The sequence below is a fragment of the Prochlorococcus sp. MIT 0916 genome, from assembly GCF_047305155.1.
In the GTDB taxonomy this organism is placed as follows: Bacteria; Cyanobacteriota; Cyanobacteriia; order PCC-6307; family Cyanobiaceae; genus Prochlorococcus_B.
Window position 1 is genome coordinate 187,840 of the sequence record NZ_CP138980.1, and the last position, 14,732, is coordinate 202,571.

The window sequence follows — 14,732 nt, forward strand, 5'->3', positions numbered from 1 at the left end:
TAAACCTATGCCCCCTAACAAAAAAACCCCCCAAATAAGCACAGTCATATTGTTCTCAGAATCATTTTCCACAATAAAATTTAAATACATATCAACTAATAAAGGATGACATGAAATTAATGCCTGTCACCCCTCCATCTGATAATCGTATTGCTCAATTAATTGACGCGAACCTTGATCGCGCTAGAGAGGGGCTTCGAGTTATGGAAGATTGGTGCAGGTTTGGACTAAAAAGGAGGGATTTATCTATTCAAATCAAAGATTGGAGGCAACAGTTAGGTGTACATCACCACAACATTTATCGAAAAGCAAGGCTTACATCCAACGACCCAGCGATGGGGGTTTCACATCCGTTACAAAAAGTCAGATCAACCCCAGAGGCTATATTTATTGCTAATTCATCCAGAGTTCAAGAAGCCTTAAGAGTCATAGAGGAATTCACTCGAATAACAGATCAGAAGCTTTGTGAAGTAGCCACCAAAATCAGATACGAAACTTATGAGCTCGAGGTAAAAGTTCTCAATACATCAGAAAGCATTAATAAAAGACAAACCCTAAAAAATTGTTCCATATATTTAATTACAACAAACAGAAGAAATCTCGAAGAGATTGTTCTTCAAGCTCTAAAAGCTGGTGTAAAAATAGTTCAATACAGAGAAAAGCTTTTGCATGATAATGAAAAAATTTCACAAGCTAAATGCTTAGCCTCTCTTTGTAAAAAGTACAATTCACTTTTTATAGTCAATGACCGTATCGATATCGCACTGGCTGTTGACGCTGATGGGATTCATTTAGGGCAAAAAGATATACCTGCAAAAATCGCGAGAGAGCTCCTAGGGGGTGAAAAGATCATTGGCCGAAGCACTCACTGCTTTGAAGACATAAAAAATGCTGAACAAGAAGGCTGTGACTATATTGGCATAGGGCCAATATTTCCCTCTAAAACAAAAAACGAACTAAATCCAATTGGAATTGACTACCTTAGAAAGGGATTAAGTGAAACTCTCCTACCAGCTTTTGCTATTGGGGGAATCAACAACTCAAATATCAACAAATTGAACGAAATAGATAATCTACGCATAGCCGTATCAAATGCAATCATTAATTCAACTGACCCCTTTTCAAAAACTGAGGAGCTTATCAAATTTCTAACATGAAATTAAAAATTAACGGCGAAATCAAAGCCATTGACAACTCAAATGAAGAATCACTATTGGAAGGTTTACTTGAGCATTTTGGTTACAAACCTCAATTAGTTGTAGTTGAGTTAAATGGTGAAATTATCAACCCAAAAGTTTGGAAAAGTACAAAAATAAAAAGTGGCGATTGCTTAGAGATCGTGACAATTGTTGGTGGTGGTTCCTACAGTTAATTAATTCCGACAAAAATAAGTGTTCAAATTTATTCGCTTTAACTGGTTTAAAAGAAAAGGATTTTTTTCTTTTCTGGTTATTTCTCTAATAATTTCCTATTTTTTATGTATTAATCCCAACCCTGCGTCAGCTGCCAGTGGAGGACGCATCGGTGGTGGAAATTTTCAAACACCTTCTTCACCTCGAATCCAAAATTATGGAGGCAATAACTTTCGAGGTTATGGAAGTGGCTATAGAGGAGGTGGTATTGGTTTTCCTTTCTTGCTACCAATATTTGGCTTTGGTGGTAGTGTTTTTGGTTTTTTAATACTTATGTCGATCGTTGGTGTGATTGTTAATTCATTTAAAAACTCTTCAAATTTTTCCAAGGAAAGTAACAACTCAATAGTTTCTCAATCAGCGAACCCATCCAAAGTTTCTTTAGTTCAGTTTCAAATTGGCTTACTGGCAAGTGCAAAAGGAATTCAAGTAAAGCTTAGAGAGCTTGCTTCAACTTCAGATACATCAACTTCTTCGGGACTGCAAAAAGTTCTTCAAGACACAACACTTTCCTTACTGAGGAAGCCTGAATTATGGGTCTATTCAAATATAGAAACAGGCTCTGTTCCATTTACTTCCGCAGAATCAACATTTAATCGAATATCAATAACTGAAAGAAGCAAATTAAAAGCAGAAATTACATCAAATTATTCTGGTCAAATATCTACATTTTCAAATGATAAATCCAATCCTGGCGATTCTGATTCAACAAATGAATATATCGCCATAACGATTCTCCTAGCAACCAAAAAGGATTTAAGACTAAAAAACTCCGCAAACAGCGAACTCATCACAGAAGCATTGAGACTCTTAGGGTCGATATCATCAAATGACTTAATCGCATTAGAAGTCATCTGGCAACCAGACGGAGAAGGAGAGACCCTGAGAGAAGAAGAGCTAATAATTCAATACCCAAATCTTAAACATTTATAAATTCAGTGTCCAAAGCAACCAAAAACTTGATTTCTTTATATTTTTTTCATCTTATTTACGTAAACAACACTCAAAAAATATACAAATAAGAGTTAGCATTCCGTGACAGTTATTTACCCTTACTAGAAGTGTCGGCTTCTTCGCAACCAGAACCTCGATCAATGAAATGGGAAAGCTCGGGAGAGCTAGCTCAAAGAGATTTATCAGAATTAGTCACTCGTCTTCTCGATGTTGAATCGAGCAACAATAGTGATGAGCTAACAAGACTGGGTAGCAAATATGACGAAGAATCTTAAGAGTACACATCTCCCCTTGCACTCCTCAAGTTAATAACCCAACTTAAGAGAAAGAAAATAATCTAATGAGAAGAAAGACAATTCAATGGATAAACACCCCGGTTCTTACAGAAGCAATATTCCGTTATGAGAAAGGTCTACTCCCTAACTCAATGAAATTATGGTTAGAGGAGGTTCTAGAAATAAAATCAAAAAAAGATTAGTCCAATAAAATTCTAATAGCAGCCATTGCTGCGCCATATCCATTATCAATATTCACTACTACTAATCCTGGAGCACAACTTGCAAGCATTCCCTCCAAAGCAGTTTTTCCTCCACCACTAATACCATATCCAACAGAAACAGGCAGTCCAATAATTGGCTGAGGAATTAATCCAGCAAGCACCGTAGGCAAAGCTCCCTCCATTCCGGCACATGCAATAATTACTTTTGCTGATTTTATTTCTTCCAACCTATCTAGCAGCCTGTGAAGTCCTGCCACACCAACATCTATAAACAATTTAGTTTTTATTCCATGCAAATTCAAAGCTATTTCTGCTTCTGACGCCACTCCCAAATCACTTGTGCCACCAGTCAAAATAATTACTTCTTCCTCAACAGAAATACATCCCTTAAATCCTCCCAAAGTTAAACAACCGGATATTTCATGAAATTCTGCAGAAGGAAATTCAACTAAAAGTTTTTCTCCCTTTTCTTTGGAGAGTCTTGTCACTAAAGCAGTTTCAGACTCAAGTTGATATTCTTTCAATATTTCAGAAATTTGTTCAATTGTTTTATGCTCCCCCCATATAGCCTCAATCACACCTAGTCGACTTCGTCTCTGAAAATCAATAATTGAATGATTCATTTTTACTCTGGATTTAGTTCCCCTTCAAAAATCAATGGGAAAGGGTTTCCACTAATTTCGCCTGTCTCCTCTCTGGCAATCTTTTCGAAATCCTGCTGAACAAAATTTATTTCTTTCTTAGAAATATTTTTCCAAACTGCTCTTGACTCCCAACCAATTAATAAGGTTGCTTCCTCACTTTCAGGGTCCCAAAACAGTTGGCGTCCTAAAAAACCATCTTGTTTAAATAACCATGGCTCCCAACTACCTTCTTCGGCTTTTAACCAAGCACTTTTAAATTTTTTCGGGACAGCAAGCTTTAGGTGCTCGACAATTGATTCCTTTGGAAAATTAGATTTCAATAAAGACTCAGCTTGAATATTTTCCACGTTTCCAAAAATAGTAGAAAGAAAGATAACACTAATAAAAAGGAACCTAAATGTTATTTCTAGAAAATTTCTCTTTCTAATGGTTTTCATTTCTTTTCATCAAAACAACTGCATGACAACATATACCTTCCTCCCTTCCCTCAGCACCTAATTTTTCATTTGTAGTTGCTTTAACTCCTACATCATCAATATCAACTCCTATTTTCTTAGATATTTTCTCCTTCATCAAGTGAATGTAAGGTTTTAATTTTGGCCTTTCAGCAACAATAACCGAATCAATATTTTGAATTTGCCAACCTTTCTTCTCAACCAATACCATTACCTGTTCAAGTAGAATCAAACTATCTGCATTTTTCCATTTAGGGTTATCTGGAGGGAAATACTTTCCAATATCCCCTAAAGATAATGCCCCTAAGATGGCATCCATAATTGCATGAGTAAGAACATCTGCATCACTATGACCATCAAGACCTAAACCATCAGGATGATTTAATTTAACTCCTCCAAGTATTAAAGCTCGGCCAGGAACCAATCTGTGCATGTCATAACCGTTGCCTATTCGTAAGCTCACTTCAGTTTTCAATAATGAACTTCCATTATCGAATGATAATTGGTCGAGCTTCCAAAGTTTGAACAAATCGGGTCTGCGGGACTGAGTCCTAATTTCTCTTTGCTTCTGCCTCCATTCTTTAATTAATTTGTGATTACCACTTAGAAGGACATCAGGAACTTTCATACCTTTGAATTCTGAGGGTCGTGTGTACTGGGGATGTTCTAAAAGAAACTCATTATGACTTTCATCGTCTAATGATTCAGTACTACCTAAGGTTCCTGGCAATAGACGTACTACTCCATTAATAACAGTTATTGCAGGTATTTCTCCACCAGTCAGAACAAAGTCTCCAACGGAAATTTCTTCATCAGCTAAAGATCGAATCCTTTCATCAAATCCCTCATAGCTACCACATATCAATATAAGTTGATCTTCTTTTGACCATCTAGAAAAATCTGATTGAGAAATTTTTCTACCTTGTGGAGTCATTAAAAGTATTCTTTTTTTGTTGAGCTTTGGAATTTGTTCAAATACCGAAAAATAGGGTTCTGGCTTTAAGACCATTCCTGCGCCTCCGCCATATGGTTCATCATCAACTTTTCGATAATTATCTTTCGCGTGGTCACGAGGATTATGTATATAAATTGAAGCAATCTTCTCTTCAAATGCCTTTTTTATTAGTCCGTGATTAAAAAACTTTTTAAAAGCCTCTGGGAAAAGGCTTATCACATCGAACCTCAATTTACTCATATAACTTAGCTCCCTTCATAGCCAAACTCATTAAGCCTAGAAGATTTACTTCTCCAGTCAGGCACAACTTTAACAAACAATTCTAAATAGACATTTCCATTAATTAAAGTTTGAATTTGCATTCTTGATTCCTGGCCAATTTTCTTTAGCATGCTTCCACCTTTACCAATTAAAATCCCTTTCTGACTTTTTTTCTCAACACAAATAGTTGCAAGAATTCCTATTCTTGATTTTTGTTCAGATTTTTTTTTCGAAGGTATATCTTCAATTTTATCAATACAGACTGCAACACTATGAGGTACTTCTTCGCGTGTATTTTTTAAAACTTGTTCTCTTATAAATTCAGCCATCAAAAACTTCTCAGGATGATCGCAAGTCATATCACTTGGATATAACTGAGGTCCCAAAGGTAGTTTTTCTTCTATTTGACTAATTAATTCATTACATCCCTTTCCTGTAAGAGCACTACAACAAAAAACTGGCCAATTTGTACCCTCAAAAAAGTCTAGATATTCTTTCTTTCGTTGTGTAAATTGAGTCAATTGAACAAGATCCCATTTATTCAAGGCAACAATCACTGGGATTTCTAAATTTCTAATCAAATTCAAAATGAATGCATCGCCCCTACCTGGAGAATGATTAGCTTCAAAAATAACTAAAACTGCATCAACCTCTCCAATAGATCTCTGGGCACTCTGAACGAGTCTTTCACCTAATAAATGATGGGGTTTATGAATGCCAGGAGTATCTACAAAAATAATTTGGGACTTTTTTTTCGTAAGTATTGCTTTTAATCGATTTCTAGTGGTTTGAGCAATCGGTGAGGTAATTGATATTTTCTCTCCGATAAATTTGTTTATGAAAGTTGATTTACCAACATTGGGTCTACCTATTAATGCAATAAATCCTGACTTAAAGTCCTCTTGATTTAAATCTCCCAAAGACATTTTCTTTCTCTACGATTATCTATAGCCTTACTCTAAAAGGACAATAAAACCATGAATGAAAAGAAACCAACTTTTAAAGAGGCGATGCAAGTATCAATGCTTTGGTGCAAAAGTTGGGAAAATGATGAAATAAGTGACGAAGTTATTTCTGATCGAATTGGCGAACTAATTAAAACGGTTGAGGGAGCAAGAGGATTTTTTGTTGTAAGTCTCTCAATAGATTGTCCTTTAATGGATAGAGTTCCTGATGCATTAATTTTTCAATTAAGAAGTTCTGGTGAAATTGTTGTTGACTTAATCGTAAAGAATCTTGCTATGAGTTCTGCGATGAGAATTACACATAGAAAGAATAATGATCCCCAGGCAATCCAATCAGAGAGGATAAAAATTCGGTGTATTGAATTACTTAAACTCTTAGATTCAAATCAGGTAAAAAAACGTTTAGATGTTTTACTTGAAGCGATAAAAGGCAATGGTGAATATTTGAAGTTTCTTAATAGATGGGGGTATAACAATGAACAAATCAATGCAATATCAGAAAGTATTTATGAAGTTGCAACATAAAAAAGAGCCTTCCGGACTCTTTTTTATGTTTGATTATTTATCTCAGTCTCTTCTCCCACCGCCCTGAAGAGCAATAATGAGGCGAAGAACAAAAACGAATAGATTTATATAAGTTAGATACATTCCCAATGCCCCTGCTAAATACTGCTCATCGTTATATCTTCTTGGCATAGTGTAGAAATCTACAAAGGACATTGCTACAAAAAGTACAGTCCCAAAACCAGCGATCATTAATTCAAATCCACTGCCTCCGAACATCCCTGGAGCAAAAAACCCACCAATAAACTGAAAAACCATCGCAATAATTAAACCAAGCAATCCAAGGCCCACCGCGCCTTGTAAAGCTTGACCAACGTTATCACTCATTTTTCTGCCTACAGAAGATGCAATCACGAATGTGATTCCAGTAGCGAATACAGCTGTTCCAATTGCTCCCATTCCTGCAACTTGAATAGCCAACCCAACAATCCCACTTAGAGTGAAACCAGTTAACAAGCTGAATCCGGTCAAAAGTGGAAGCGCCTTTGAATTATTTGCATTATTGGCAGCACTACTTGCCATAAAAAACAGAACTATCTCTGCAATAAATGCGACTATGAATAATGGACCAAATAAAGGATTGTTAGTTGCTTGTAAAGAAAGTCCGCCTAAAACGCCTAATCCAGTTAAAGCCATCCCTCCACCTACATAAGGTAAGGCTTTGTTTACGACATTTGGACCTATAAGTGCACTTGATTGTGCCTCACGAATAGCTTGTTGAAAATTGCTGTTTGCTGGCATAACGCACCAGATAATTATTAATACCTATTTTGGCACAAAAAAAATAAGTCTTCACGAATGTGAATGCGGATCACCCTATCGTCTTTTTTTATCTAGTTCTGCATACGCATCAACAACGCTCTGAACAAGGGGATGTCTTACGACATCTGCTGAGGTAAGTCTGCAAACTGAAATTCCATCAACCTTTTCGAGTAAATCTGCTGCTTCAATAAGTCCACTCATTTGTCCGAATGGCAAATCTACTTGCGTTACATCTCCAGTTACTACCATCCTTGATCTCTCACCCAACCTGGTAAGAACCATTCTCATTTGTGCAGAAGTCGTATTTTGAGCTTCATCAAGTATCACAAAAGATTCCTCTAAAGTCCTTCCTCGCATATAAGCCAAAGGAGCCACTTCAATCACATTTTTTTCTATAAGTAAATTAGTTTTTTCTTGTCCAATTAAAGAGTGAAGAGAATCATATAGAGGCCTTAAATAAGGATCAACCTTTTGCTGCAAGTCTCCTGGTAAAAAGCCTAATCTCTCTCCAGCTTCAACTGCAGGTCTTGTCAAAATAATTTTCTCAATTTTTCTCTCAGTAAGCATTCGCACAGCTAAAACAGTAGCTAAGAATGTTTTTCCTGTTCCTGCCGGGCCTAAAGCAAAAGTAAGATCACTTTTTTCCATTGCCTCTACATAAAATTTCTGTCTAATTGTTCTTGGTCTTAAAAGATTTCCTCTTTGACTTCTAGCTAAAACTTTATTTGTTGATTTGGCGTGATCATTTTTTTTACCATTATCCAATGCTTTAGCTGCGGCATGTAAATCAACGTCCGAAACAATTTGTCCTTCTTCCCATATTGGTCTGACCAATTCAACAATTGCTGCAGCTCTTTCTAATTGATAAGAATTTCCTTTTATTTCGAGTTGCAATCCCCGTAATGCAAAAGCAGCCCCTGTGAGGGTCCCCAGTCTGTGAAGTGTTGACTGACCAATTCCTGATAAAGCAGTAGCAGCATCGGAATCAGGTAAATCAATAGAAAAGCGACCTTCAGTGGTTGCTTCAAACATAAATTTTCTTGAAGTTATTGATATTCATCAAAACTTCTTATTCAGAAGTTTCCGATGCAGCTGCATCTTTTTTCTTTGCTGATCTTTCTTTTTCTTGTTTTTGCTTACCTAGAACTTCAGCTGGTCGAACTTTCTTTTCAAGAAGTCCTCCTTTTTCTAATAGAGTTCTTACAGCATCAGTAGGCTGAGCACCTTGTCCTAGTCGAGTTCGCAAACCCTCAGTATCTAACCTAGTTTCTTTGGTTCTTGGATTGTAAAAGCCTAATTCTTGAAGGGGGCGACCGTCTCGCCTTGAAGTGCTATTACAGGCAACTAGACGAAAACTGGATTCACGCTTTTTACCAAACCGCTTCAGGCGGAGCTTGATCATCTTTTATTTATTTGTAAGTGGATTGAACTCAAAAGTTCTTCACTTTAATAATACTCCACTGATGATTAATTTAGCCTTTTGATATCTCTAAAGATCACCAAAACCTTTCTTTTTCTTAAATGGACGCTGTCTTCGGGGGATCGAACCGGGACCTCCTCTACTTTTTCTTGACTGATTGGAATTCGCAGCAGGTGAGGACATACCGGGGAGTCCTCCCATTCCAGGCAGGCCTCCCTCCATACCAGGGAGTCCTCCTCCAGTAGACATTTGCTTCATCAAGCCTCTCATTCTCTGGAAATCGGCAAGTACCTTATCAACATCTTTAGGCTGATGACCACTACCGCTAGCTACTCTTCGACGTCTTGAGGGTTGTGCTGCTAGTAATTCAGGCTTATTCCTTTCTTCTTCTGACATTGAGCCAATCATTGCCTCAATTTTTTTTAGTTGATCTTCTCCACTTTTAATCATTCCATCATCAATTTTATTCATCCCAGGAATCATTTTTAGCAAGCCACCTAGGGAGCCCATTCGCTTTATCATCCTCATCTGCTTTACGAAATCTGAAAAATCAAAAGTTGCTTCTTGAAGCTTCTTTTGCATAATTTCTGCATCAGCAATTTCAACTTCTTTTTGTGCTTTTTCAACGAGGGTTAGAACATCGCCCATTCCTAAGATTCTGCTAGCCATCCTATCTGGATAGAAAGGTTGTAATGCCTCAACCTTTTCACCAGTACCTATAAATTTGATTGGCTTCCCACTGATTTTTCTAATAGAAAGAGCAGCTCCACCTCTCGAATCTCCGTCTAGTTTTGTAAGAACAGCGCCTGTTATCCCTACTTTTTCATGAAAACTTCTGGTGATATCTGCGGCCTCTTGGCCAATCATTGAATCAACTACCAATAAAACTTCATCGGGTTGAACAGCCTCTTTAATTCGAACCATCTCGCCCATCATTTCTGTATCAATTTGAAGGCGACCAGCAGTATCGACAAGAAGAGTATCAAATCCTTCTTCTCTAGCTTTTTCCAAGCCTTTTCTTGCAATATCCTCGGGCTTTAACTTGGAACTTAAATTAAAAACCTCTACATCTATTTGATTTCCCAGAGTTACTAATTGATCAATAGCTGCTGGTCTATATGTATCAGCAGCAACCAATAATGGCTTTTTATTATTTTCTTTAAGAAGCAATCCAAGTTTTGCAGTAGCTGTTGTCTTCCCAGCCCCCTGAAGTCCAGCCATTAAAATTACTGTTGGTTTTTCCTCTGAATTTGCCAAGGGATCATTCTCTCCCCCCATTACATTTACTAGTTGCTCATGAACTACTTGAATAAATTTCTGCCCAGGATTTATACCTCTGACGACTTCTGTCCCAATTGCCTTGACTCTTACTTCTTCAATAAATTCTTTTACTACAGATAAACTAACGTCAGCGTCTAAGAGAGCTCGTCTAACTTGTTTAAGTGCTTCATCAACATTTTCATCTGAAATTTTAGCTTCACCTTTAAATGCTTTAACAGCATCTTCAAATTGATTAGTTAGTTCCTCAAACATTTTCTTAGAGTTACAGAAATAATTTAAAAAATTATTTTTTTAATTACCACTAATATAGTCAACTAGTAGCCAATTTTTTTTATTCTTGCCCAAAATATACCTTACTTTCAAAGAAGGGATCACCGTCTCTGATAAAATATCACCAGAAGAACTAATCCTTTTATCTTGATAGTTTAATTCAACATCTGCTGCAATTCTTTTGTCTGATCTTTGAGCAATATTGATTGAAGTTATATTTGTATTAATAACCTGTCTTTGTCCTAATAATTTATCTTTCTTTCTCTGTTCAATAACTCTATTGAACAGAGATGGTTTAGCGACAGATGAAAGAAACTGATTTTCTGAACCATTCAAAATATCTGCTTTACCTGCTAACCATGATTCAATAAGAGTCTTAACTTCTTGACTGGAAGGAGCTACTTTAGAAAGAGGAATTAATTTATTTAAATTTAATGTTTCTTTTTTATTAACTATTTTACTCGACCCATTATCTTTAATTTTAATTTGTTCCGGTTTAACAAATTCAGAATTGGAAATATTATTGAGATCATTATTTTCTGAAGGTTTTCTCTGTGTAAGTATTCCCACGCTTGTTCCAACAAGAAATAAGCCAAGGAAGGCTATAAAACTAGTATAAATCGGTCTTTTCAATATGAAAGATTTGAAATCTGAATTTTTGATCAATTCAAATGTTGAATAATATTTTGAAATTATCTGTTTAACTAAATCAGATTTTAAAAAAGCTTCTTTACTTTCTAAGCGAGATTTGAGGGACTTTTTATTCAAAATGCCATCCAAAGCTCCTCCTGGCATTGGCAAATCAGCTTCTTCATCTAAATTTTTTGATAAATTATTCTCCACTTGTTGCTCAGGGGCTAAAGACGATAGGAATGAGAATCCAGCTTTTGCAATTCCTAATGCACCTTTTGTTTCCAGCTGCTCTACGTAGAGTTGAACTTCTTGATTAGCGAACCAATCATCAAGATTTACAGTTTGTATTTCAAGGTCCCTGAAACCTACTAGTACGTCTTTAGTTAACCAATTTCTGCAATAATCACAAAGGGCACCCAAGGTCTCACCTGGATAATTATCTAACCAGTCTTTTAATTTCTCATCTGAACTGCTTCTAAAACGAGCCTCTGCTTGCTTTACATCACCAAGCAAAAGATCTAGGCAACCAATCAATGGCATAGGGTCATAACCGTTGACATTTATATTTCGAAGGTATTTACGTGCCTCTTGCAAGAGTTCTGGTTTTCGATAAGAAAAGCCGGAAGCAATTAAGGAAAAAGCAGCAAGGAACCCAGCATCCTCTGACCCCCTTCGGTACCAGTTTTCGTAAAGTTTTGACTGTTCTTTTGCAGTTAAAAATTTTCTGATTTGGAGGAAAAACAGCTCAAAATCATTTTGGTTTAATCCTGCTATTTTTTCTGAATTTCTTTTCCCTTCGAGTCCACCCCTTTTATTAACGAAGTCTTCTAACAACATCAGGCCTTCCTGATGAGATTTTTCATCTTCTTTCTCCCTACTTAATAAATCAAGAATTCTGTATGGAAGTAAAGCCTCTAAATCATGTTCAAGGGTTTTTCTTTCTTCAAGAAGCTTTCCCATCCTTTGCAATAACTGTATGCCTTCCTGAAGCAAAACAGCTCCTGAAGCATATCTTCTGAAGGATTGCTCCTCAATAGATGCGTCTCTACAAGATAAAGCTGCTATTAATGTTAAATCTGACTCTCTACCACTTCCCAATGCTGGGGCTTGAGGAGGTTGCAATGCTTTCTTTGCAAGCTTAAAAGCTTGCAAAGAAGCATTTGATTCCCACAAAAGGAGTAAACCAGCAACTTCTCTATTTGAAGACAATTCAAGTCCTGACGAACCCTCAATAAGAGCAAGCTCATAAGATTGTCGTTCGACAGGATTAGATAAAAGATCAGCAGAAAGTCTTAGCAGCTCAGACCTCTGAGCTAAAACTTCATAGGTAAAACCTTGCTTTGGAGGACGATCTAGCCTTAGCTGAAAAGCCCTGAGGACTTCTTCAGCATTTGCAGAAGGGCTAACCCCCAATAAGCGAAAATGATCAATAGGTAATTCCAATCGCTACTAGGTAATCAGAAAAAAAGCTCTAGGCATCGTAAGGGGTTTTAACCATTTTGCATCCATTGACGCTTAAAGTCTAAAAAGGATTGATAAGTGAATATGAACGAAATCATGTCTCACAACCAAGACAAAACAAGCCAAGACCCTATTCAACACAGGGAACACGCCGACAGACTAAGCAATCTTGGCGACACAAAACCAGCTCAAATCAATAGAGAAATTGGTTTAAATCTTTTCAAAGATATGACTTTGGGAAGAAGATTTGAAGATAAATGTGCAGAAATGTATTACAGAGGGAAGATGTTTGGGTTTGTTCATCTTTACAACGGACAAGAAGCAATAAGCACAGGTGTTATTGGGGCAATGAAACGCAAACACGACTGGTTTTGCAGTACCTATAGAGATCATGTTCATGCTTTGAGTGCTGGGGTTCCTGCGAAAGAGGTGATGAGCGAGCTATTCGGAAAAGAGACAGGCTGCAGTAAAGGCAGAGGTGGATCTATGCATCTATTTTCTAAAGAACATCATCTACTTGGAGGTTATGCATTCATTGGTGAAGGTATTCCAGTTGCCCTTGGAGCAGCTTTCAGCAGTAAATACAAAAGGGAGGCTCTTAAGGAAAATAGTGATTCTGTAACTGCAGCATTTTTTGGAGATGGCACCTGCAATATTGGTCAGTTTTATGAATGTTTAAATATGGCCCAGTTATGGAAATTACCCATCATATTTGTAGTCGAAAACAATAAGTGGGCAATTGGAATGGCCCATGACAGAGCAACTAGTGAGACTGAAATTTGGAGAAAAGCTTCAGCATTTGGCATGCCAGGAGAAGAGGTAGACGGGATGGATGTTTTAGCAGTAAGAGGGGCTGCTCAAAGAGCCTTAGAGAGAGCAAGAGCCGGAGAAGGACCTACATTAATAGAGTGCCTAACTTACCGATTCAGAGGCCATTCACTGGCTGATCCAGACGAACTTAGATCAGAAAAAGAGAAGGAATTCTGGGCTAAAAGAGATCCAATTAAAAAACTAAAAAATGATTTAACTAATTCTGGATTAATCACAGATGAAGAGTTAAAAAGTATTGAGAAAGAAATTGATCAAGAAGTTAACAATGCTGTTGAATTTGCTTTAAATGCCCCTGAACCTGACCCCAGTGAACTAACTAAATATATTTGGGCAGAAAACTAGAACTAAATAATAAAAAATCTAAATCCCACTTGGAAGTTTTCTAGTGAGATTTCTCAATTTCCTTAGAGCTTTTAGCTCAACTTGTCTAACCCTCTCACGAGAAACCTGTAATAGTCTTCCTATCTCTGCAAGAGTATGTCTCTCATTGCCCTCTAAGCCAAATCTAAGCCTAATAACGTGCTGCTCTTGTTCGCTTAGATGACTTAGCCACCTTCCAAGTTGCTCCTGATGAATTTTTTGTTCAACTTTATCCAGTGGTTCTTCTCCTGAACCGTCCGCTATTAGATCACCTAGAAAGCTTCTGCCCTCGTCGCCATTCACCGGAGCATCAAGACTACTAGTAGTAAGAGCTTGCCTCAAAATCGAATCAAGTTCTTCCAACTCAATTTCCATCGCCTCAGCTATTTCAATACGGCTAGGCATTGCACCAAGCTTGTGAGCCAAATCTAAGCTGACTTTTCTTATAGTCGCTAATCTCTCGCTTAAGTGAACAGGTAGTCGAATTGTTCTCGACTGACAAGCAATGGCCCTAGTCATGCTTTGCCTTATCCACCAAAAAGCATAAGTAGAAAACTTATAACCACGAGTAGGGTCAAACTTTTCTACTGCTCTTTCTAATCCAAGTGAACCTTCCTGTACTAGATCTAAGAGTTCAAGACCTTTACCTTGATATTTCTTTGCAACGCTTACAACCAGTCGAAGATTGGCTTTCATCATTCTTTCCTTAGCCCTTCTTCCAATTCGAATCAATCTTTTTTGATGTGAATTAAATTCTTTGCACTCTTCCTTAATCTGACCATCCTCGGTAAGGCTCATCATCGTTTGAACCTGATTACCAAGTTCAATTTCTTCGGCTGGCGTTAAAAGAGGAACTCTTCCTATAGAGGAAAGGTACCAACTAATTGGATCACTACTGCGACGTTTTTGGGATTCCGCAGGCTTGGGTGCAGATGAAACCATTGTTTCTAGACCCGTTTATTAAAGTTGTAAAACTTTCCTACAGAAATCTCAAAAGATGCCTGG

At 37.2% G+C, this 14,732-nt stretch carries 16 protein-coding genes; 6 read left to right on the forward strand and 10 right to left on the reverse strand.

Annotation, left to right across the window (positions count from 1 at the left end; genetic code table 11):
* Positions 1-110 precede the first annotated feature (110 nt).
* From SIB53_RS00985 to SIB53_RS01000, 4 genes are all read left to right on the forward strand, one after another.
* Positions 111-1,157 (forward strand): thiamine phosphate synthase, encoded by a 1,047-nt coding sequence (locus tag SIB53_RS00985; RefSeq protein ID WP_413678381.1) that lies wholly within the window; start codon positions 111-113, stop codon positions 1,155-1,157.
* Positions 1,154-1,372 carry a sulfur carrier protein ThiS gene (gene thiS, locus SIB53_RS00990; RefSeq protein ID WP_413678382.1) on the forward strand — a complete coding sequence of 73 codons (219 nt, stop codon included), beginning with the start codon at positions 1,154-1,156 and terminating at the stop codon, positions 1,370-1,372. Before SIB53_RS00985 ends, thiS begins: the two co-directional genes overlap by 4 nt.
* A gap of 19 nt (positions 1,373-1,391) precedes the next feature.
* Positions 1,392-2,345 carry a DUF1517 domain-containing protein gene (locus tag SIB53_RS00995; RefSeq protein ID WP_413678383.1) on the forward strand — a complete coding sequence of 318 codons (954 nt, stop codon included), beginning with the start codon at positions 1,392-1,394 and terminating at the stop codon, positions 2,343-2,345.
* A 128-nt stretch (positions 2,346-2,473) separates the two neighbouring features.
* Complete coding sequence (locus tag SIB53_RS01000) at positions 2,474-2,641, forward strand: hypothetical protein (protein ID WP_269606593.1); 168 nt, start codon at positions 2,474-2,476, stop codon at positions 2,639-2,641.
* 199 nt (positions 2,642-2,840) lie between these two features.
* On the opposite strand, the gene larB is transcribed toward SIB53_RS01000, so the two are convergent.
* The 4 genes from larB to era are packed head-to-tail and all read right to left on the reverse strand — an operon-like array spanning position 2,841 to position 6,106.
* Positions 2,841-3,488: a nickel pincer cofactor biosynthesis protein LarB gene (larB, locus tag SIB53_RS01005; protein WP_413678384.1), complete on the reverse strand. Its 648-nt coding sequence runs from the start codon at positions 3,486-3,488 to the stop codon at positions 2,841-2,843.
* Between the two features lie 2 nt (positions 3,489-3,490).
* On the reverse strand, positions 3,491-3,946 hold the full coding sequence (locus SIB53_RS01010) for a TIGR03792 family protein (protein WP_413678385.1): 456 nt from the start codon (positions 3,944-3,946) through the stop codon (positions 3,491-3,493).
* The gene (trmD, locus tag SIB53_RS01015; protein ID WP_413678386.1) at positions 3,933-5,159 is read right to left on the reverse strand and encodes a tRNA (guanosine(37)-N1)-methyltransferase TrmD; all 1,227 of its coding nucleotides are present in this window, start codon (positions 5,157-5,159) and stop codon (positions 3,933-3,935) included. Before trmD ends, SIB53_RS01010 begins: the two co-directional genes overlap by 14 nt.
* Positions 5,160-5,164: 5 nt before the next feature.
* The gene (era, locus tag SIB53_RS01020) at positions 5,165-6,106 is read right to left on the reverse strand and encodes a GTPase Era (protein WP_413678387.1); all 942 of its coding nucleotides are present in this window, start codon (positions 6,104-6,106) and stop codon (positions 5,165-5,167) included.
* Positions 6,107-6,157: 51 nt separating this feature from the next.
* On the opposite strand from era, the gene SIB53_RS01025 reads away from it, so the two are divergent.
* Positions 6,158-6,670, forward strand: coding sequence for a hypothetical protein (locus tag SIB53_RS01025; RefSeq protein ID WP_413678388.1), 513 nt, complete (start codon positions 6,158-6,160; stop codon positions 6,668-6,670).
* A gap of 42 nt (positions 6,671-6,712) precedes the next feature.
* Here the strand turns inward: SIB53_RS01025 and SIB53_RS01030 are convergent, their stop codons facing one another.
* The 5 genes from SIB53_RS01030 to SIB53_RS01050 form a co-directional block, all read right to left on the reverse strand.
* On the reverse strand, positions 6,713-7,450 hold the full coding sequence (locus tag SIB53_RS01030; protein ID WP_413678389.1) for a Bax inhibitor-1 family protein: 738 nt from the start codon (positions 7,448-7,450) through the stop codon (positions 6,713-6,715).
* A gap of 75 nt (positions 7,451-7,525) precedes the next feature.
* A complete protein-coding gene (locus SIB53_RS01035) occupies positions 7,526-8,503 on the reverse strand; it encodes a PhoH family protein (protein ID WP_413678390.1) in 978 nt (325 codons plus the stop codon).
* Between the two features lie 37 nt (positions 8,504-8,540).
* The gene (gene rpsP, locus SIB53_RS01040) at positions 8,541-8,873 is read right to left on the reverse strand and encodes a 30S ribosomal protein S16 (protein WP_413678391.1); all 333 of its coding nucleotides are present in this window, start codon (positions 8,871-8,873) and stop codon (positions 8,541-8,543) included.
* An 87-nt stretch (positions 8,874-8,960) separates the two neighbouring features.
* Complete coding sequence (gene ffh / locus SIB53_RS01045; protein ID WP_413678392.1) at positions 8,961-10,424, reverse strand: signal recognition particle protein; 1,464 nt, start codon at positions 10,422-10,424, stop codon at positions 8,961-8,963.
* Between the two features lie 39 nt (positions 10,425-10,463).
* A complete protein-coding gene (locus SIB53_RS01050) occupies positions 10,464-12,518 on the reverse strand; it encodes an IMS domain-containing protein (RefSeq protein ID WP_413678393.1) in 2,055 nt (684 codons plus the stop codon).
* Between the two features lie 114 nt (positions 12,519-12,632).
* On the opposite strand from SIB53_RS01050, the gene pdhA reads away from it, so the two are divergent.
* The gene (gene pdhA, locus SIB53_RS01055; RefSeq protein WP_413678394.1) at positions 12,633-13,709 is read left to right on the forward strand and encodes a pyruvate dehydrogenase (acetyl-transferring) E1 component subunit alpha; all 1,077 of its coding nucleotides are present in this window, start codon (positions 12,633-12,635) and stop codon (positions 13,707-13,709) included.
* A gap of 18 nt (positions 13,710-13,727) precedes the next feature.
* On the opposite strand, the gene SIB53_RS01060 is transcribed toward pdhA, so the two are convergent.
* A complete protein-coding gene (locus tag SIB53_RS01060; protein WP_413678395.1) occupies positions 13,728-14,669 on the reverse strand; it encodes an RpoD/SigA family RNA polymerase sigma factor in 942 nt (313 codons plus the stop codon).
* Positions 14,670-14,732 lie beyond the last annotated feature (63 nt).